The 20,085-nt window shown below is 44.9% G+C and carries 16 protein-coding genes; 4 read left to right on the top strand and 12 right to left on the bottom strand.

What is annotated here, in order from left to right; translation table 11 throughout:
- Window positions 1-30: 30 nt before the first annotated feature.
- The gene (gene dusC / locus R7E78_RS00380; protein ID WP_262640482.1) at window positions 31-990 is read left to right on the top strand and encodes a tRNA dihydrouridine(16) synthase DusC; all 960 of its coding nucleotides are present in this window, start codon (window positions 31-33) and stop codon (window positions 988-990) included.
- A 50-nt stretch (window positions 991-1,040) separates the two neighbouring features.
- Here the strand turns inward: dusC and R7E78_RS00385 are convergent, their stop codons facing one another.
- The 6 genes from R7E78_RS00385 to yfbV all read right to left on the bottom strand — a co-directional run bounded on the left by R7E78_RS00385 (window position 1,041) and on the right by yfbV (window position 8,294).
- A complete protein-coding gene (locus R7E78_RS00385; protein WP_005387278.1) occupies window positions 1,041-2,501 on the bottom strand; it encodes a sensor domain-containing diguanylate cyclase in 1,461 nt (486 codons plus the stop codon).
- Between the two features lie 174 nt (window positions 2,502-2,675).
- The gene (malZ, locus tag R7E78_RS00390; RefSeq protein ID WP_262640483.1) at window positions 2,676-4,502 is read right to left on the bottom strand and encodes a maltodextrin glucosidase; all 1,827 of its coding nucleotides are present in this window, start codon (window positions 4,500-4,502) and stop codon (window positions 2,676-2,678) included.
- Between the two features lie 141 nt (window positions 4,503-4,643).
- On the bottom strand, window positions 4,644-5,438 hold the full coding sequence (locus R7E78_RS00395; RefSeq protein ID WP_065274713.1) for an ABC transporter ATP-binding protein: 795 nt from the start codon (window positions 5,436-5,438) through the stop codon (window positions 4,644-4,646).
- Window positions 5,435-6,370 (bottom strand): ABC transporter permease, encoded by a 936-nt coding sequence (locus tag R7E78_RS00400; protein WP_012841584.1) that lies wholly within the window; start codon window positions 6,368-6,370, stop codon window positions 5,435-5,437. The genes R7E78_RS00395 and R7E78_RS00400 overlap by 4 nt, the downstream gene beginning before the upstream one ends.
- A 175-nt stretch (window positions 6,371-6,545) precedes the next feature.
- On the bottom strand, window positions 6,546-7,511 hold the full coding sequence (locus R7E78_RS00405; protein WP_262640492.1) for an ABC transporter substrate-binding protein: 966 nt from the start codon (window positions 7,509-7,511) through the stop codon (window positions 6,546-6,548).
- 330 nt (window positions 7,512-7,841) lie between these two features.
- Window positions 7,842-8,294: a terminus macrodomain insulation protein YfbV gene (yfbV, locus tag R7E78_RS00410; RefSeq protein ID WP_005380809.1), complete on the bottom strand. Its 453-nt coding sequence runs from the start codon at window positions 8,292-8,294 to the stop codon at window positions 7,842-7,844.
- A gap of 346 nt (window positions 8,295-8,640) precedes the next feature.
- Between yfbV and R7E78_RS00415 the strand changes: the two genes are divergently transcribed.
- The 3 genes from R7E78_RS00415 (at window position 8,641) to R7E78_RS00425 (ending at window position 12,884) form a co-directional block, all read left to right on the top strand.
- On the top strand, window positions 8,641-9,837 hold the full coding sequence (locus tag R7E78_RS00415) for an acetate kinase (protein WP_005380807.1): 1,197 nt from the start codon (window positions 8,641-8,643) through the stop codon (window positions 9,835-9,837).
- Between the two features lie 136 nt (window positions 9,838-9,973).
- Window positions 9,974-12,118, top strand: a complete 2,145-nt coding sequence (gene pta, locus R7E78_RS00420) for a phosphate acetyltransferase (RefSeq protein ID WP_005380805.1) — start codon at window positions 9,974-9,976, stop codon at window positions 12,116-12,118.
- Between the two features lie 343 nt (window positions 12,119-12,461).
- Window positions 12,462-12,884, top strand: a complete 423-nt coding sequence (locus R7E78_RS00425) for a hypothetical protein (RefSeq protein ID WP_005380804.1) — start codon at window positions 12,462-12,464, stop codon at window positions 12,882-12,884.
- Window positions 12,885-12,998: 114 nt separating this feature from the next.
- Here R7E78_RS00425 and R7E78_RS00430 read toward each other — a convergent pair whose 3' ends face one another.
- The 6 genes from R7E78_RS00430 to R7E78_RS00455 all read right to left on the bottom strand — a co-directional run bounded on the left by R7E78_RS00430 (window position 12,999) and on the right by R7E78_RS00455 (window position 19,748).
- On the bottom strand, window positions 12,999-13,946 hold the full coding sequence (locus R7E78_RS00430) for a glutathione S-transferase family protein (protein ID WP_042523110.1): 948 nt from the start codon (window positions 13,944-13,946) through the stop codon (window positions 12,999-13,001).
- A gap of 167 nt (window positions 13,947-14,113) precedes the next feature.
- Window positions 14,114-15,127: a murein tripeptide/oligopeptide ABC transporter ATP binding protein OppF gene (gene oppF / locus R7E78_RS00435; RefSeq protein WP_005387265.1), complete on the bottom strand. Its 1,014-nt coding sequence runs from the start codon at window positions 15,125-15,127 to the stop codon at window positions 14,114-14,116.
- Window positions 15,106-16,077, bottom strand: coding sequence for an ABC transporter ATP-binding protein (locus R7E78_RS00440; RefSeq protein ID WP_005380792.1), 972 nt, complete (start codon window positions 16,075-16,077; stop codon window positions 15,106-15,108). Before R7E78_RS00440 ends, oppF begins: the two co-directional genes overlap by 22 nt.
- A 27-nt stretch (window positions 16,078-16,104) precedes the next feature.
- Window positions 16,105-17,007 (bottom strand): oligopeptide ABC transporter permease OppC, encoded by a 903-nt coding sequence (oppC, locus tag R7E78_RS00445; protein ID WP_017633861.1) that lies wholly within the window; start codon window positions 17,005-17,007, stop codon window positions 16,105-16,107.
- 15 nt (window positions 17,008-17,022) lie between these two features.
- Window positions 17,023-17,943, bottom strand: a complete 921-nt coding sequence (oppB, locus tag R7E78_RS00450) for an oligopeptide ABC transporter permease OppB (protein ID WP_005380786.1) — start codon at window positions 17,941-17,943, stop codon at window positions 17,023-17,025.
- Window positions 17,944-18,071: 128 nt separating this feature from the next.
- The gene (locus R7E78_RS00455; RefSeq protein WP_017633862.1) at window positions 18,072-19,748 is read right to left on the bottom strand and encodes an ABC transporter substrate-binding protein; all 1,677 of its coding nucleotides are present in this window, start codon (window positions 19,746-19,748) and stop codon (window positions 18,072-18,074) included.
- Window positions 19,749-20,085 lie beyond the last annotated feature (337 nt).

A 20,085-nucleotide genomic window follows, 5' to 3' on the forward strand; every position in this document is an offset into this window, starting at 1 on the left:
TTTTTACCACCAAACTGTATTAGGCAAGCTATGCGAGTTGTACTAGGCCCAATGGAAGGCGTTTTAGATCATTTGATGCGCCAAATCCTGACCGAGATAAACGACTATGACCTGTGTGTTACGGAGTTTGTTCGCGTAATCGACCAGCTATTACCCGATCATGTGTTTCACCGTTTATGCCCAGAGCTGTTGCAAGGTTCTCAGACTGCATCTGGTGTGCCAGTACATGTGCAATTGTTGGGACAAGAACCGAACTGGATGACTGAGAACGCAATTAAAGCGGCAAACCTTGGCGCCAGAGGTATTGATATAAACTTTGGTTGCCCAGCCAAAATGGTCAACAAAAGTAAAGGTGGAGCAGCGCTACTCCAACATCCAGAGCTCATTCACCGTGTTGTTAAAGCTTGTCGAGAAGCCGTTCCAGAAGCCATTCCCGTAACTGCAAAAATTCGTCTTGGCTGGGAGAACCCTGAAGATTGCTTTGAAATTGTCGATGCCATTCAGTCTGCTGGCGCAAATGAATTGACCGTACACGCACGTACTAAACAAGGTGGTTATAAAGCTTCTGAGATAAAATGGGATTACATCAACCAAATTCGCGAACGTTTCGATATCCCACTGATAGCGAATGGTGAAATTTGGAATTATGAAGACGGTCAACGTTGCATTGAAACGACTGGCGTTAACTCTTTGATGGTGTGCCGAGGCGCTTTCAATATCCCTAACTTAGGCAATATGGTAAAACATAACCACCAGCCAATGTCATGGCCCGAGGTGGTTGAGTTGCTCATCTATTATTCCAAGTTTGAGATGAAAGGCGATAAAGGCTTGTATTACCCAAACCGCGTAAAACAATGGTTCTCTTACTTACGTCAGGCTTATCCTGAAGCAAAAGACCTATTTAGAGAAATCAGAACGTTCAACAAAGCCGCACCAATTGTTGAGCATATTCAACGCTACCGCGATGACTTAAACTCTCAGGTTGCATAATTCCCGAACACAAAAAGGACGAATATCTCGTCCTTTTTAGTACCTAAATCCTAGTAACAAATCTTATTTTTTCCGGTACTTTTGGCTTGATATAACTTTTCATCCGCCGCTTTAAACAACTCATCAAAGTTTTCTACTCGGCTCTCTTTACTAAACACCACACCGCCAGAGATCGTAAAGCCTTCTTTCGTTACGCGTATCGAGCGCTCATCTATGGCTTTTTTTACTCTGTCTAAAATGAGTTTAATGCCTTCTGAATCTTCGTCATAAATAGCTAAAACGAACTCTTCGCCACCAAACCTTGAGGCAACATCGGTATGGCGAATATTTTCACGTATACATTTTGCAACAAGCTGAATTGCAGAATCACCGACATCATGACCATAGGTGTCGTTGATCTTCTTGAAGTTATCAATATCGAACACTGCCAAAGCAACCTGTTTTTTTGTCATCTTATTACGCCACACGGTTTGCATACCTCGACGATTCAATAAGCTGGTCATTGGGTCTCTTGCTGCCAGTTCTTTAAAGTAACGTCGCTCGCTATGCATATTCACATAGAACAAGACGACGGTACTCAGCACGTAAATAAATAGTGCGACAATAAGGCTGTATTTTTCAAAAACCGCTAGGTTCTTAGCTTCATCCCAAAGGTTGTACTCGTAGTACATGCTGTGATTCGCACTCAATCGCTCTAATTCGACTGGTTTGATTCGTGTACTGTTTGAAGGAATGGATTGTAAATTGGAAACCAAATGAAACTGACCAACAAGACCTAGCGACGAAGCCATGAGCGTATTGATGTCAAAATCAATAGACAAAACACCTTGATGTTCTCCTTTCTCATAGACGGGTACCGTCATACTAATGACTTGACCTTCCATCGAGTCCAACACAGGCCCTGGTCCAGCCAAGGTAATGTTCACTTTATCTTGCGCGGTTTTTTGCCAAAAAGGTCGGGCTTTTAGCGTTGACAAAAGCTCTCTTGTGAAATTTTTTGCGTAGGTATCGGGTGAGGAGATAACGTAACCGCGCTTGTCAATGTAATGGATTCCAACAATGTGCGATTCAATATCGTGCAGAAATGACAATGACGGCGCAAAACCCGCCTTTTGTTCAGCTAACTGGTTAATCGTTGAACCTTGCTGACATAAGCTTTCGTCCCCTACGATCATATAATCAAGGTCAACCGCAGGTAACCCTTCACTATAAACACTTTCGAGTAATAACACATCTATAGGCCAAAGATAACAAAGCCCTTCTTTGACTAAAGAATTATGTTCTTCAAACAGTGGGTTAGCGTAATTGGTATAGTTGGTGAAGCTGTAATCTAAAGCCGTGAGTACTTTAATACCGCGAGACATTGCACGCTCGATACGCGAATACTCAGAATCGATATAGCGGTTAACCGCATCATAGTAATTTTTCGTTGTCACGAGTAAAACCACTACAAATAACGCCAGAGGAAAAAAGATGACAAATGAGAGGCTAAATCGCCTTTGGTTTACCATTGAGTACCATGCATATGAAAGGTCAATAGTCTCTTATGACTGCTATTAAATTGATACTCGTTATCTGGTGACGCATGCAATGCAGCACCAGATAACAAGAGACCAAACAAATGTGTGCGCGCTGTTTGAGACCGTTTATATATTAAAGGAGTTTAATCAATATAGAGTGTGGTGTCACTTTAGTCGCCATAATTTGCAGCTCTGTGCCGACATATTGACAGAGATATGACCTTTATAATCAAGCTGTTCTGTGTCATCTAACAACGATATAACTTGGCTAACCTCCAAGCCCAGTTGCCACATAGGTAAATCGATTGAACATTCATTACCACTGAGATTAATCATAACAACGACTGCTTCACGACCTAGTACACGTGCGTACGCCAACTGGTTGTCAGTGCAATGCAGCCATTGAATACAGCCCGACTGTAAAGGCTTACATTGTTTACGTATCTTGATCCATTGTTGGTAAAGCGATAGCCATTGTGAACTTTCGATTTCATTCCAAGGAAAACAGCGACGATTATCCGGGTCTAGACCTCCTTCTAGACCGACTTCACTCCCGTAGTAAAGACAAGGCGTGCCAACGTAAGTCATAAGCATTGCTAGCGCGATGTTCATTTTACGCTTATCACCATCAACCAGTGTGATAAACCGAGCAGTATCGTGACTATCGAGTTGATTTAGCTGCGATAGCTGATTAGAAAATGGGATTTTTGCTCTGGCTTCGTCCAACCATGCTTTAAACTCCAAACCATCAATGTTGATTGGATCGTACATAATGTCTTGTCGTGCGATAAAAGCTCGAACTGGATGAGCAAAACCGTAGTAGTTCATCGCCCCATCCTCTTGATCACCTTGCAACCACTGCGTTGCTTCAAAAAAGTGCTCACCTAACACATAAGCATTCGGGTTTACTGACTTAGTCGCATTACGAAACGCTGCCACATAATGAGCATTGTTTTTCGCGCCGTCTCCTTCGCCAAGCATATGGATTACATCAAACCGCCAGCCATCAACCAAGTACGGTGGCTTCAGCCAATACTTGATGACAGAATCTTCACTTTGGTAGATGTAGTCGCGCACCTGTTCATTTTCAAAGTTCAGAACCGGTAAGTTACCAATGCCTTTCCAACCAATGTAGTGATTGGTTTCGCCTTCGAAAAAGTAGTAATCACGGAACTTTGACTGCGGATTGCCATACGCTCCTTCTCCTTTTTGTTCTATATCAAACCAAGGATGATGCACTGATGTGTGGTTAAACACCGCGTCTAAGACAATCTTCATATTCTTACCGCGGATTTTCTCACACAGTTCAGCAAACTGATCATTGGTGCCGAACATAGGGTCAACAGTGAAGTAATCGGTGGTGTCGTATTTATGATTACTTGGTGAAGAAAAGATCGGATTAAAATAAAGCGCAGTAACGCCGAGCTGTTCAAGATAGTCCAACTTTTGCTCCACACCTTTGAGGTCGCCGCCAAAGAATTCACGCGCCCCGGTATTTTGGTGAGAGCCTACCGCGTCTCCCCACGCCTTGACGATCGATGCAGAATCATACTGAGCATAAGCGTGGCGAATATCGGACTCACTTTTACTAGCAGAAAAACGGTCAGGAAAGATTTGATAGAAAACTTGCTCTTGGACCCAGCTTGGTGGTTGATGCTCCACATTCAACTTAAAGTGGAACTCTTTGGGTGGAATACGCTTTTGTACGCCTCGTGCATCGAGCCAGTATTGTTGTCCGTCTTTGAGGAGCTTAAACACATAATGTGTGACATCTCGATCTTGATTTGGTCGAAACGATGCCTCCCATAGTAATAATTCACCAGCCGTTCCTACTTGAGCCATGTCGACCAGATATTCTTCATTGTCCGGCTCAATACGCACATAGACGGAATCAAAATCCAATGTCTCGGTTTTCAGTCTGACTGTAATTTGCTCGTCATTAAAAGCTAAACCATCAATAGTTTGACTATGAAAAATAAATGGCAGGTTCATTATGGGCACTCCTCGTCATCGGATATGCCACTATGTTATTGAAGAATTAGAGACAAGAAATCCTCCTTGCGAGTTGACATATCAGCCAATTTTCTCAAGGAGGATCACACTTAGTAGGCGTAGTGACTTGTCGGATACCGCTTAGTTCAACAAGAGACTGTCATCTGCCAGCTCTTCACCACGCACTTTGGAGAACATATCCAACAAGTCTGGTACTTGCATGTTAGTGCGCTGCTCTCCAGCCACATCAAGCACAATTTCACCTTGGTGAAGCATTACGGTCCTATCGCCACATGCTAATGCGTCTTTCATCGAATGCGTCACCATCATCACTGTTAAATTGAACTCATCGACAATACGTTTAGTTAAGTCGATAACAAACGCCGCCATACGAGGATCAAGCGCAGCCGTGTGTTCATCAAGCAATAACAACTTACTCTCCGATAACGTCGCCATCACAAGGCTAACGGCTTGTCGTTGTCCACCAGACAGTAACCCAATGCTATCGCCCAAGCGGTCTTCTAAACCAAGACCGAGGATGCTAATTCGCTCTTGGAACAGCTTGCGACGTTTGGTAGAGAGCGCCAGCCCCCAGCTGCGTTTTTTACCACGCATGTGCGCGAGAGCCATGTTCTCTTCTATCGTCAGTTCACCACAAGTCCCGGCCAATGGATCTTGAAACACTCGGGCGCATTGCGTTGCACGTTGGGCAACCGTCTGCTTGGTGACGTCTTTGCCATCAATGATCACCTGACCACCTATCATCGGCGTCTCACCTGTCACCGCACCAAGCAACGTCGATTTTCCTGCGCCATTAGAACCAATCACGGTAAGAAATTGATGCTCTGGAACCTCTAAAGAGACGCCTTTCAATGCACGATTTTCCAAAATCGTCCCAGGGTTGAACGTGACCTGAATATTATTTAGTTCGATCATAATGCCTCCCCAGAACCATTTTTTGATGCCGCTTGTTTAGCATCAGTAACGCGTTGTTTCGCTCTCATGCTCTGTTTTAGCTTTGGAGCAATAAGCGCCACAGCCACCAATACTGCGGTAACCAGGTTGAGGTCTGAAGCTTGTAAACCAAACATGCCAGAGCTCAAAGCGAAAGCCACTGCAAGGCGATAAAGTACCGAACCGATGATGACAGCAAATACCGCAACCCAAATTTTTCGCCCCGGAATGAGGGTCTGGCCCAAAATCACAGCAGCCAAACCAACCACAATGGTGCCCACGCCAGAGGTCACATCTGCAAAGCTGTTCGTTTGTGCAAACAACGCGCCTGCGAATCCGACAAAACCGTTAGATAAAGCCAAGCCAAAGTAGGTATAAAAGCCAGTGCTCGCCCCTTGCGCAGAAACCATACGCGCATTCACACCCGTGGCTCGTAAACCAAGACCAAAGTCGCTGTTCAGCAGGCGAATGACAAAGAAAGCGGAAAGAAGAACTAAGACCCCAACAACCAGAGGGCGAATAAACATCGCATCGCCCAATGCTTCAAACGGAGTGAGAATCGTATCCTCTCCAAGCAACGCCATATTAGGTTTGCCCATAATACGAATATTAATTGAAAATGCAGCGATCATGGTAAGAATGGAAGCTAACAGGTGTAAAATACCACACCGAACAGCCAGAAAAGCGGTTACCCACCCCGTCATACTACCAGCTATCATCGCCATTATTGTCGCAAGCCAAGGATTAATACCTGCGACAATCGCCGTTGCAGCCACCGCAGCTCCCATTGGAAAGCTGCCATCCACACTCAAATCGGGGAAGTCGAGAACACGGAACGTAAGATACACACCCAGAGCGACTAGGCCATAAATCAAGCCAATTTCGAGTGCACCAAAAAAAGCAAATGCAGACATAACTGCTCCTTTCTGCATGCTCAGGCTGGCTAATACCAACCTGAACGTAAGACTTCTAACGTATACTCCCCTTCTTCTCTAGCAGAATGCTCTACACGAGAAGTCTGGCGAGTATCAATTTTGGGGCAAGCCTCTACCAACCAGCGTGACGGTCTTTACCCCAAAAGAACGTTACTTATTGCATGCTTGTCGCACGTTCAACCACAGAACTTGGCAGCTTGATACCGAGCTTAGATGCTGCGCTTTCATTAATTACAAGGTCAGAACCCGTCGCGACTTTTACATCCAGCTTGCCTGGTTCTTGACCATCAAGAATCGCCGCCACATAATCCGCGGTTTGTACACCAACCTGGTAGTAGTCAAAACCTAAGCCTGCAATTGCACCCTTTTCGACATACGACGTCGCGCCACCAAATACAGGTTTCTTCGCTTGATTCGCTGCCACAATCATCCCTTCAATCGCACTTGCAACTGTATTGTCTGTTGGGGCGTAAAGAATGTCTGATTTCGCTGCAATCGCTTGAGTCGCAGACTGAACATCAGCACTTTTTAGTGCGGTCGCTTCAACCACTTGTATGCCTTTTGCTTTTGCGCTTTCTTTTAGTAATTCAACTAAAGTCACGGCATTAGCTTCACCGGGATTAAATACAATCCCGATGCTTTTCACCTGAGGAAGAATTTCTTGGATGAGATCGACATGCTGAGCAACGGGTGAAAGATCAGACAGGCCAGTTACGTTTTTACCTGGTTGTTCCATCGACTTAACCAATTTCGCACCAACCGGATCTGTTACCGCAGTAAAGACAACAGGAATAGAGCGAGTAGCCGACACCAAAGCTTGTGCCGAAGGTGTCGCGATGCCAACTAACACATCAGGATTTTCGCCGACGTACTGACGGGCAATTTGCACCGCAATCGCTGGATTACCCTGTGCGGTCTTATAATCAAATTCTAGATTTTTGCCTTCTTCGTAGCCTTTCGCTTTCAAACCATCAAGTAACCCTTGGCGCGTCGCGTCTAACGCCGGGTGTTCGACAATCTGTGAAACTGCGACAGTTGCAGTGGCGGCCAGTACATTGGTAGAAGAGAAAATAGCAGTAGCTGATAGAACGGCAGTGGCTAATAAACGTTTCGTTTTCATCATAACTCCTTGATGTGACTTCGTCCTTGTTTCACGAGCTTTCAATATGTGTATCGACTCGTGAATTCAAATGTTTGAAGGCGGTATTGTTGTGTTCATATAACTGTGCACTTCTTGCGCATCTTGTTTTTATTATTACTACTAAGTCTTAGTAAAGAAAAGAAAGATTTAACACTAAAGCAACATTTGTGATCGGGGGGACTTCTTCATCCGGAAAGAATCTTTGGTAAACAAAGCTTCGCTCGCTTCATCAACGACCGTCAAAGTAGGTAATAGAGGCAGGATCAAAAATGGAGCAGCCAGTGCACACTCCATTTCAAACAATTTAAATTAGAACCAACGCTCTAATGACGATTTATCGAGCTGGCGAAACGCTCGGTTCAGTATTATCGCAAGCTCTTTGTAACGAGGGCGAGCTTTGACAGGCTCTAAAGCAAAACCTGTTTCCACAATTTTTTGATGCAACTCCCGATACCAAGAGGCCAAAGAAGGCGGCAATTTCGTGTTGGATCGAGCACCAAGCCACCAAATGCCTTGAAGTGGCAAGCTAATCGCAAACAAGGCGACAACAATGGATTGAGGTAACGCGTGGTAATTGTTGAATGCCATTTGAGTGAGTACGCTGATCGCAGCAACGGCCGGCATGACTTTAATGCCAAAGCGAGTCGCCTTAATGATACGCTGTTCCGGAAATATGGCGCTTAGCTCTTTACGAACCGGCCAGATCTCCATGTAATTCTGGCCATCTTTCAGGCTATGGATCAATCCGACTTTATTACTCATACCGCTCTCTCACTAAAAAATAGTTGAACATTTCAACTGAAGGTACAAAAAATTGATGAAAGTTAATATTCTTTCAAATTTTTTTTGTTATCATTGCTTATTATCGCTATCCTTTGCAGACCCTCAATCTCATTGTTGCTGTTATTTACAATTTAAGCAACTCCGAGATATCTATCTGCACGGATCGCATCATAGTGATGGAAGGGTTCATCACTATTTCTTTATATGGAATTAGAACAATTTTTGACCAGGATTAGTACGCAGCCTTCTGGGTATCGGCTATTCTTGTGATTAATTTTTCATTCTTTAACTGATTTTTTATCAGACGAATAACAGGTAGTCATACATGTCTAAGCTAGTTTTAGTTTTAAACTGCGGTAGTTCTTCTCTTAAATTTGCCGTTGTTGATGCCGAGAACGGCGACGAGCACTTGTCAGGTCTTGCTGAGTGTCTTCACCTTCCTGAAGCTCGCATCAAGTGGAAACTTGATGGCAAGCACGAAGCTCAACTAGGCAATGGTGCAGCTCACGAAGAAGCACTAGCGTTTATGGTAGAAACTATTCTTGCTTCTAAGCCAGAGCTTAAAGCTAACCTAGGCGCAATCGGTCACCGTATCGTTCACGGCGGCGAGCAGTTCACTCAATCTGCACTAATTACTGATGAAGTTCTAAAAGGTATTCAAGACGCTGCAACATTTGCACCTCTTCATAACCCTGCTCACATCATCGGTATCGAAGCGGCTAAGAAAAACTTCCCAGAGCTGAAAAACGTTGCTGTATTTGACACTGCGTTCCACCAAACTATGCCTGAAGAGTCTTACCTATACGCTCTTCCATACAACCTATACAAAGAACACGGTATCCGTCGTTACGGCATGCACGGTACTTCTCACTTGTTCATCACTCGTGAAGTTGCAGGCCTACTAAACAAACCAGTTGAAGAAGTAAACATCATCAACTGTCACCTAGGTAACGGCGCATCTGTATGTGCGATCAAGAACGGTCAATCTGTAGACACTTCTATGGGTCTTACTCCACTTGAAGGTCTGGTAATGGGTACTCGCTGTGGCGACATCGACCCTGCTATCGTCTTCCACCTACACGACGCTCTAGGTTACTCTGTTGATCAAATCAACACAATGCTAACTAAAGAGTCTGGTCTTCAAGGTCTAACTGAAGTGACTTCTGACTGTCGTTTCGTTGAAGACAACTACGGTCAAAAAGAAGAAGCAACACGCGCAATGGACGTGTTCTGCCACCGTCTAGCTAAATACGTTGCTGGCTACACTGCTTCAATGGAAGGCCGTCTAGACGCAATCACTTTCACTGGCGGTATCGGCGAGAACTCTGGCCCTATCCGTGAAATGGTTCTAAACCGTCTTGGCATCTTCGGTATCGAAGTAGATAGCGAAGCTAACCTTAAAGCTCGCTTCGGCGGCGAAGGCGTTATCACGACTGAAAACAGCCGTATCCCTGCAATGGTTATCTCTACTAACGAAGAGCTAGTCATCGCTGAAGACACTGCTCGCCTGACAGGTCTTTAATTGAATTCCTGGCTAGCCACTCGGCTAGCCAGATTTTCATTCAAACGAATTTCTTAGGGGCTCAACTCCTATTCTTCGAGCTTCATGGAATAAGAGTTGAGCTTTTATCCCCCAAATAGCTAAAGGTACTCTACGAATGTCTCGTACTATTATGCTTATCCCTACTAGCGCAGGCGTTGGCCTAACAAGCGTTAGCATGGGTGTTCTTCGCGCTATGGAGCGTAAAGGCGTTAAAGTTTCTTTCTACAAGCCAATCTGTCAGCCACGTTCAGGTGGTGATCAGCCAGATCTGACTTCAACTATCGTTGGTCGTAACAGCGATATGAAGATCGGTGAACCAATGGCGATGTCTGTTGCTGAAAGCCTAATCGGTAACGACAACATGGACGAGCTGCTAGAAACCGTTGTTGAACGTTACAACCAAATCAACAAAGACGCAGACGTTACGCTAATCGAAGGTCTTGTACCTACTCGTAAGCACCCATTTGCAAACCAAGTAAACGCGGAAATCGCGGCAACACTTGGTGCAGAAATCGTGCTAGTTGCGACTCCAGGTACTGATAACCCTGCGCAACTGAAAGAGCGTATCGAAGTAGCATGTTCTAACTTCGGCGGCACTAAAAACAAAAACATCTCTGGTGTTATCATCAACAAGCTAAACGCTCCTGTTGACGAAGCTGGCCGTACTCGCCCTGACCTATCTGAAATCTTTGACGATGCAGACAGCGCGAAACAAAACGAATTGAAAGTGATGGAAATTTTCAACACTTCTCCAATTCGTGTACTAGGTTGTGTGCCATGGAGCATTGATCTGATTGCGACTCGTGCAATCGACATGGCTAAACACCTGAAAGCAGATATCATCAACGAAGGTGACATCAACACTCGTCGCATCAAGAGCATCACTTTCTGTGCACGTTCTCTGCCAAACATGATTGAGCACTTCAAACCGGGCTCTCTACTTGTTACTTCTGCAGACCGTCCTGATGTTATCGTTGCTGCTTCTCTTGCTGCAATGAACGGTGTGGATATTGGTGCAGTACTGCTAACTGGCGGTTACGATATCCCTAGCGAAATCGAAGGCCTATGTAAACCAGCATTCGACACTGGTCTACCTATCTTCAAAGCACAAGGTAACACTTGGCAAACGTCTCTAAACCTACAGAGCTTCAGCATCGAAGTACCTGCAGACGATAAAGAGCGTATCGAGTTCATCAACGAACACGTTGCTGGCCACATCGACGGTAACTGGATCGAGTCTATGACTGAAGGCACTCAGAAGTCTCGTCGTCTAAGCCCACCAGCGTTCCGTTACCAGCTAACTGAACTTGCTCGTAAAGCAGGTAAGCGTATCGTTCTTCCAGAAGGTGACGAACCACGCACTGTTAAAGCAGCAGCAATCTGTGCTGAACGCGGCATTGCAGACTGTGTACTTCTAGGTAACCCAGATGAAATCCGTCGCGTAGCGGCTCAACAAGGCGTTGAGCTAGGTACTGGTGTAACCATCATCGATGCAGATGCTGTTCGTGAAAACTACGTTGCTCGCCTAGTTGAGTTGCGCGGTGCGAAAGGCATGACTGAAGTTGTGGCTCGTGAGAAGCTACAAGATTCAGTATTCCTAGGCACAATGATGCTTGAGAACGACGAAGTTGACGGCCTAGTTTCTGGTGCTGTTCACACTACGGCGAACACTATCGTTCCTCCGTTCCAAATCATCAAGACGGCACCAAATGCGTCTATCGTATCTTCAGTATTCTTCATGCTTCTGCCTGATCAAGTACTGGTTTACGGTGACTGTGCAATCAACCCAGATCCAACTGCTGAACAGCTTGCTGAAATCGCTATCCAATCTGCTGACTCTGCAGCAGCATTCGGTATCGAACCACGCGTTGCAATGATCTCTTACTCTACTGGTGAATCTGGTAAGGGTGCAGACGTTGATAAAGTACGTGAAGCAACAAAACTGGCTCAAGAGAAACGTCCTGATCTTATCATTGACGGTCCTCTACAGTACGACGCTGCTATTATGGAAAACGTTGCTGCTTCTAAAGCACCAAACTCTCCAGTTGCAGGTAAAGCGACAGTATTTGTATTCCCAGACCTAAACACGGGCAACACAACTTACAAAGCGGTACAACGTTCAGCTGACCTAGTATCTATCGGTCCAATGCTGCAAGGTATGCGTAAGCCTGTAAACGACTTGTCTCGTGGCGCGCTAGTAGACGACATCGTGTACACCATCGCTCTAACAGCTATCCAAGCAGACCAAGAAGCTAAATAATCGCTTCTGACATCTAGTTAGATATAGATACAAAGCCCTCGATTCGTCGAGGGCTTTTTCTATTGCTGGCCAGAACACTTATTTGTTTTTTATACCAATCACTGCACAACCTATAATTACTGGTGCGCAAAGCTTTTCTCCCTATCGCCCCACCACACCTAATCGACAATGCTCGCGCTTGTTCTTACACCGATTGACCCATTCCCCAAAATACATTGGCTCCAAAGCAGCACGGTCCCTGTTCAATTTATCGACATTATTTACGTTTTAGCTAAACTTTTTTGCTAGGAAATACGTAAAAGCTACTGCAATGCACAAACTCATTGACTGCTAAGGAATATATATGAAGGATTTCATCAATACATCACTGATAAAGTTTGGTTTAGCTGCGTTTCTGATTAGTTTTTCTTCATTCAGCTTTTCCGCCCCGAGTATTAAAGGCGTCGATCAAGATATGTCCGGAGGAACGGTGACCGCTGAAATGGCTCATGCTGATGACAATGGGTGGATGGTTGTCCACCGAACAGACGAATCAATGAAGCCTGGTCCTGTTATCGGCTACGCTCCGTTAAAAATGGGAAAGAATGAAAACGTAAATGCAATTTTGATGGAACCAGTAGAATCAGGCGATATGCTGATGTTAATGGTCCACGGAGAGAAAGGTGGCATGAAGACTGGTGTGTTTGAGTATACGCTCGGCGCTAAAGAGGACGGTCCTGTAAAAGTGGACGGAAAGCTAGTGATGGACATCGTACGCGCTAAGTAAGGTGGCGATGAATGAAAAAGTAAACTTCCTACTCCCGGTATTTAGATGACACAAAAGTACTTAACGGCATTGCTAACCGTTAAGTACTTTTTCATTTGCGATGGAAGCAGCAAACTAGCCAATCCTTTCTCTTCCATGAGGAGTATTTAGGTCTAAATCAGGCCCTTTTGGTACAACTTGCGTCGGATTAATCCCAGTGTGGCTGAAGTAGTAGTGGCGTTTAATGTGATAGAAATCCGTCGTATCTTCGACGCCTTCAACTTGATACAACTCTTTTAAGTAGCCTTGTATATTTTCGTAGTCTGCGATGCGCTGCTTGTTACACTTGAAATGCCCCACATACACCGCATCAAAACGAATAAGAGTCGTAAACAAACGCCAATCCGCCTCAGTAATTGTGTTCCCTGCTAAGTAACGATGCGTCGCTAGGTGAGCATCGATTTTATCTAACGCATTAAACAAAGAATCAAACGCTTCTTCATACGCCTCTTGCGTAGTCGCGAAGCCACAACGATACACTCCGTTGTTGACATTCGGATAAACAAAATCGTTCCACTCATCAATAACGTGTTTTAGATGTTCTGGATAGTAGTCGTCGTGATTCCCTGTTAACGCATTGAACTCCGAGTTAAACATACGAATGATCTCTGACGACTCGTTCGACACAATAGTATTGGTCTTTTTATCCCAAAGTACAGGCACGGTTACGCGGCCCGTGTAATCGGGTTTGGCCTGCGTGTAAATTTGATACATGCGCGTGTGACCAAACAATGGCTCAGGAAGCCCCATTTGCCAACCTTGGCTGAGCATATCAGGGCAAACGACCGTGACATCAATATGTGGTTCTAAACCTTTCAGCTTGCGGAAAATGAGGGTTCGATGTGCCCACGGACAAGCAAGAGAGACATACAAATGGTATCGACCGGACTCTGGTGTAAACTCCGCATCAGGGTCGTTTTTAACCCAGTTACGGAATCCGGCATCTTCGCGCACAAATTTGCCACCATTTGATTTTGTGTCATACCAGACATCTTGCCAAACACCTTCAACCAACTTACCCATGATTGCTCTCCTCTCGTTCTGTTTGTGTCTATATTAGCGTTTCCTATCAAACAGAGAATCATCGAACTTAGGACATCATGTTCAAGAAATTCGAATGTATAAATCAGACACATAAAAAAAGCGCGACCCGATGAAGGTGTCGCGCTTAAGCCCGTCACAGGCTGAATTTATACACTAACGTGTAAACAAGATACCGCGTGAACGTCATTACCTAAAATGGTTGGCTTTGTCTTCGCACACTCTTCGGTTGCTTGTGGGCAACGAGTGCGGAATACACAACCCGACGGTGGGTTGATAGGTGAAGGAAGATCACCCTCTAGCATTTGGATTTTCTTATTGCGCTCAATATCCGGGTCCGGGATCGGAACCGCAGACATCAGCGCACGCGTATATGGGTGCTTAGGATCAGCAAACAGAGCCTCGGCCTCGCCAAGTTCCACGGCATTACCTAAATACATAACTAAAACGCGATCTGAAATGTGTTTAACGACAGACAAGTCATGCGCAATGAATACCAGAGAAAGCCCTAACTCTTTTTGAATCTCTTTAAGCAGGTTAACAACCTGAGCTTGAATAGATACATCAAGCGCCGATACTGGCTCATCACAAATGATCATCTTAGGCTTAAGGATAAGCGCACGCGCTATCCCGATACGCTGACACTGACCACCCGAGAACTCGTGTGGGTAACGGTTAATCACGTTAGGTAATAGGCCAACTTTCGCCATCATCTCTTTAACGCGATCTTTCACTTCCTGCTTAGACAGTTCTGGATAGAATGTCTCAAGAGGTTCAGCAATGATATCACCAACAGTCATACGCGGATTCAGCGATGCCAATGGGTCTTGGAAAATCATCTGAATTTCTTTACGCGTCTCACGGCGCTGAACGCTTTTCATTTTAGTAAGGTCTTGACCCAACCAAACTACTTGGCCGTCAGTAGCTTCAACCAGACCAATGATGGCACGAGCAAACGTCGATTTACCACAACCTGATTCACCTACTACACCAAGCGTTTCCCCTTCGTATAGTCGAACGTTCACGCCATCTACCGCTTTCAGGCTCGAAGGCTTTGACCACGGCCATGCCGACTTTGAGGCAATGCTGAAGTGAACTTTCAGCTCAGAAATGTCCAGAATTAGTTTTTTGTCTACTGCGTTCATTTGTTCCAAGCCTCCCATTCAGAAAAACATGCACGCTGACGACCATCACCAAATGGTGTCAGAATTGGCGCCTCGCGCTTACAACGATCCATCACACGGTGACAGCGCTCTTGATAAGGGCAGCCCGGCGGTAGACGAAGCAAGTTTGGTGGATTACCAGGAATGGTCGGCAGAATTTCACCCTCAGTATCGAGGCGAGGAATCGCCTTCAGCAGCCCCTCCGCATAAGGATGGCTTGGATTGTAGAAAATTTCGTTTACGTTGCCGTACTCCATAGTACGGCCTGCATACATCACCAGCACCTTGTCACACGAACCTGCAACCACACCAAGGTCGTGCGTGATCATGATGATCGCTGTGTTGAACTCAGATTTCAGCTCATTCAACAAGTCCATGATCTGTGCTTGTACCGTCACATCAAGTGCTGTTGTTGGCTCATCGGCAATAAGCAGTTTAGGACGACATAACAACGCCATCGCGATCATTACACGCTGACGCATACCGCCTGAAAACTCATGCGGGTACATCGTGATACGCTTACGCGCTTCAGGGATTTTTACCGCTTCCAGCATGCGTACTGATTCTTCAAATGCTTCCGCTTTGCCCATGCCTTTGTGCAGCATAAGCACTTCCATCAACTGATCACTCACTTTCATGTAAGGGTTCAGTGATGTCATTGGGTCTTGGAAGATCATTGCGATCTGTTCCGCACGCACTTTGTTCAGTTCTTTTTCTGGTAAGTTTAGGATTTCTTTGCCTTCAAACTTTGCGCTACCAGAAATAATACCGTTCTTAGCCAAAAGGCCCATGATTGCGAATACGGTTTGAGATTTACCTGATCCCGACTCTCCAACGATACCTAAGGTTTCGCCTTGGTTGAGAGAGAAGTTCAAATCGTTTACTGCGGTTACGATACCATCTTGCGTGGTGAATTCGACGCGCAGATCTTTGACATCTAATAAGCTCATCATTGCTTCCTTAATCTTATCTTTTAATTATCTGTCTTTTGGATCCAGCGCATCGCGCAGGCCGTCACCAACGTAGTTGAAGCAGAATAGCGTCACAACCATGAACACTGCTGGGAATGCCAGCTGCCAGATTGCTACTTCCATTGTCTGTGCACCTTCTTGTAGAAGAGCGCCCCAACTTGTCATTGGTTCCTGAACACCAAGACCAAGGAATGATAGGAATGATTCCGTTAGAATCATACTTGGGATAAGCAGCGTAGAGTATACCGCTACAATACCCAGTACGTTCGGTACGATATGACGAGTAATGATTTTCCAGTTGCTTACACCACACACATGTGCCGCTTCGATAAACTCCTTGCTACGTAGACTAAGAGTCTGACCACGTACGATACGCGCCATATCTAGCCATGCGATAGCACCAATCGCAACGAAGATCAGCATGATGTTACGACCGAAGAATGTTACCAGTACAATCACCAGGAACATAAACGGTACCGCGTATAAAATTTCTAGAATACGCATCATTACGCGGTCAACTTTACCGCCGATGAAACCAGATGCTGCGCCGTAGAGCGTACCAATCAGTACCGCTACAAATGCACCCATAACACCTACCATCAACGAAATACGACCTCCAATTAGCGTACGCACGTATAAATCACGGCCTAAGCTGTCAGTACCAAACCAATGGTCAGCATTCGGTGCAACGTGCATCGCGTACCAGTCAGTATCATCAAATGTATACGGTGCGATCATTGGCAGGATAATAACCGCCAACGTCATTAGAACAAGAAGGAATAAGCTCACCATCGCCGCTTTGTTGCGCATGAAACGGATACGAGCATCTTGCCAAAGACTGCGACCTTCAATCTCCAAGTTTTCGGAGAATTTCTCAATCGCTTCTAGGTTTTCTTTTTTCGTTAACATAACCAAACGTCCCTGTTAGTAGCGAATTTTCGGGTCAATCATTGCAAGTAAAATATCTACAATCGCGTTGAATAGAATGAATAGGAAACCAATCAGAATGGTTACCCCCATTACTAGCGAGTAGTCACGGTTAAACGCAGCGTTAACGAATAGTTTACCAATACCAGGCAGACCAAAAATGGTTTCGATAACAACGGAACCGGTGATGATACCTACGAAAGCTGGACCCATGTAAGAAACAACAGGGAGAAGTGCCGGCTTAAGAGCGTGTTTGATAATGATATAACGGTAACTTAAACCTTTAGCACGTGCCGTACGAATAAAGTTACTGTTTAGGGTTTCGATCATCGAACCACGCGTAATACGAGCAAAGGTAGCAACATACAGTAGCGACATACCAATAACAGGAAGCACTAAATACTGCCAGCTACCATCTTGCCAACCGCCCGCAGGGAAGATATTCCAGTGAAGCGAGAATATGTAAATAAGCGCAGGCGCTAATACAAAGGATGGCATTACCACACCAAGCATCGCAGTCGACATAATGGTGTAATCAATCCAAGTATTTTGCTTGAGCGCAGCAATGGTACCGACGGTAACCCCCATTATCAAAGTAAAGATAAAGGCGATGAAGCCCACTTTAGCCGAAACAGGTAAGGCAACCGCGATCAGCTCGTTTACTGAGTAATCAAGGTATTTAAATGACGGTCCGAAATCACCTTGGATAACATTGGTCAAATACGTGGTGTATTGTTCAAATACAGGTTTATCCAAGCCATATTTAGCTTCGATATTTGCCATTACTTCGGGTGGCAATGGACGCTCTGTCGAGAAAGGGTTTCCCGGTGCAAAGCGCATAAGAAAGAAAGATACGGTGATCAAAACCAACATTGTTGGGATCGCCTCAAATATCCTTTTTGCGATGAATTTAAGCATAAACTCACTCTTTCAGTCTGTGACAGTTAAATTAAAGAAGTCGTCCAATTCTTTTGGACTAAAGATAGGCGCTACATGCAATTTCTCACATGTAGGGCCTCATTTTTATAGTTCTATCGAGTTACGAATTACTCTGTGATGTAGAGATCTTTAGAGTAAATCTTGTCTTCCGCGTTATTTACTGGGAAGCCACCAACTTTCGGTGATAGTAGACGTGATTTCACGTACTGGTAGATAGGTGCGATTGGCATATCTTTTGCCATCAACTTCTCTGCTTCTAGGTAAAGTGCTTGGCGCTCTTCGTCAGAAGTTGAAGCAAATGCTTTGTTCATGATCGCATCGTACTCTTTGCTGTCGTAGTGAATACCACCAGTAGTGTTATTACTCATCATCAGCGTTAGGAAAGATGAAGCTTCGTTGTAGTCGCCACACCAACCTGCACGAGCAACCTCAAAGTTGCCAGAATCTTTGGTAGATAGGTAAGTTTTCCACTCTTGGTTTTCTAGCGTAACGTCAAGACCAAGTGTCTTCTTCCACATTGAACCCAGTGCAACCGCAAGTTTCTTGTGGTTCTCTGATGTATTGTATAGAAGGTTAAATTCAAGAGGGTTGTCTGCGCCGTAACCCGCTTCTTCCAATAGACGCGCAGCTTCTGCGTTACGCTCTTCTTGCGTCATTTTGCCGTATGCAGGGATTTCTGGGTTGAAACCTGCCGTAATTTCAGGTGTTAGGAAGTAAGCTGGCTTTTGACCTTGACCTAAAATCGCATCAGTCACAATGTTACGGTCAATCGCATAAGAAATCGCTTTACGCACGCGAACATCATCAAACGGCTTTTTCTTCGTATTGAAGATGTAGTAGTAAGTACATAAGTTACCGGTTACAGACACTTCTTGTGGGTGCTCTTTCTTCAGACGCTTGAAGTGCTCTGTAGGCAGCTCGTTTGTGAAGTCGATTTCACCCGCTAGGAAGCGGTTCATTTCCGCTACTTGGTTCTCGATTGGTAGGAAAGTAACTTGGTCAAGCGTCGTGTTTTCGTTGTCCCAGTACTGTTCGTTACGTTTTAGAACCAAACGCTCGTTTACAACCCAGTTGTCAACAACATAAGCACCGTTACCTACAAAGTTCTCTGGCTTCGTCCATTGATCGCCGAACTTTTCAACAGTTGCTTGATGAACAGGTTTCACTGTCGTGTGGCCCATCATCATTACAAAATATGGTACTGCAGTATCTAACTCAACCACTAACGTGTGGTCGTCAACCGCTTTAACACCTAACTCGCTCTTATCTTTTTTACCCGCAACAATGTCTTTTGCGTTCTTCATCTTGGTGTATTCCATGTACCAAGCATATGGAGAGGCGGTTGCTGGATCGACTGCACGTTGGAAGCTGTAAACGAAATCACCTGCAGTGACAGGATCACCGTTTGACCATTTTGCGTCTTCACGTAAGTGGAAAGTGTATGTTTTGTTGTCTTCAGTTTCCCAAGATTCTGCAACACCAGGGATAGTGTTACCGTCCGCATCTTGGTTTACAAGGCCTTCAAGAAGATCGCGAATCACGTGGGATTCTGGAACACCTTGAGATTTATGAGGGTCTATTGTCGCAACTTCTGTACCGTTACCACGCACCAATTCTTGAACAGCAGCAAGTTTTGGCTCTTTAGAATCAGATTTAGCTTCAGGGGCTGGAGCCGGAGCAGGCTCAGCAGCTTGTTTCTCCGCAGGCTTTTCACCACAACCAGCTAGAGCGAGAGAAAGACCAGCACCAATAAATAAAGCGCGCGTGATTTTATTCTTATACATGCGTAAAACTCCAAATTTTTTCGTTAGCATCCATGACTTCTTTGTAAGGGCCTGGAACGGTCAGAGTTTTAGATTTTTTTAGTGCACTTTCTGAGCACAAAAGTCTAAAACCTTACAAAGACTGCGGCACACATTAGCAATCATTGAAGTAATTTGCCATAAAAATGTAGCAAAAAAACCAATAATGCTGACTAAACCACACATATCTAGCAGTAAACTCTAACCCCAAAGCATTCACCAGCCAAATAAAGACCAGAAGCGACATTTAACAGGCGAAACTTTCGATTAATCTGAGTTTAAACCATTTACTAGCATCTTATGCTAGATATTTACACAT

This window comes from Vibrio sp. YT-19(2023), from assembly GCF_033337395.1.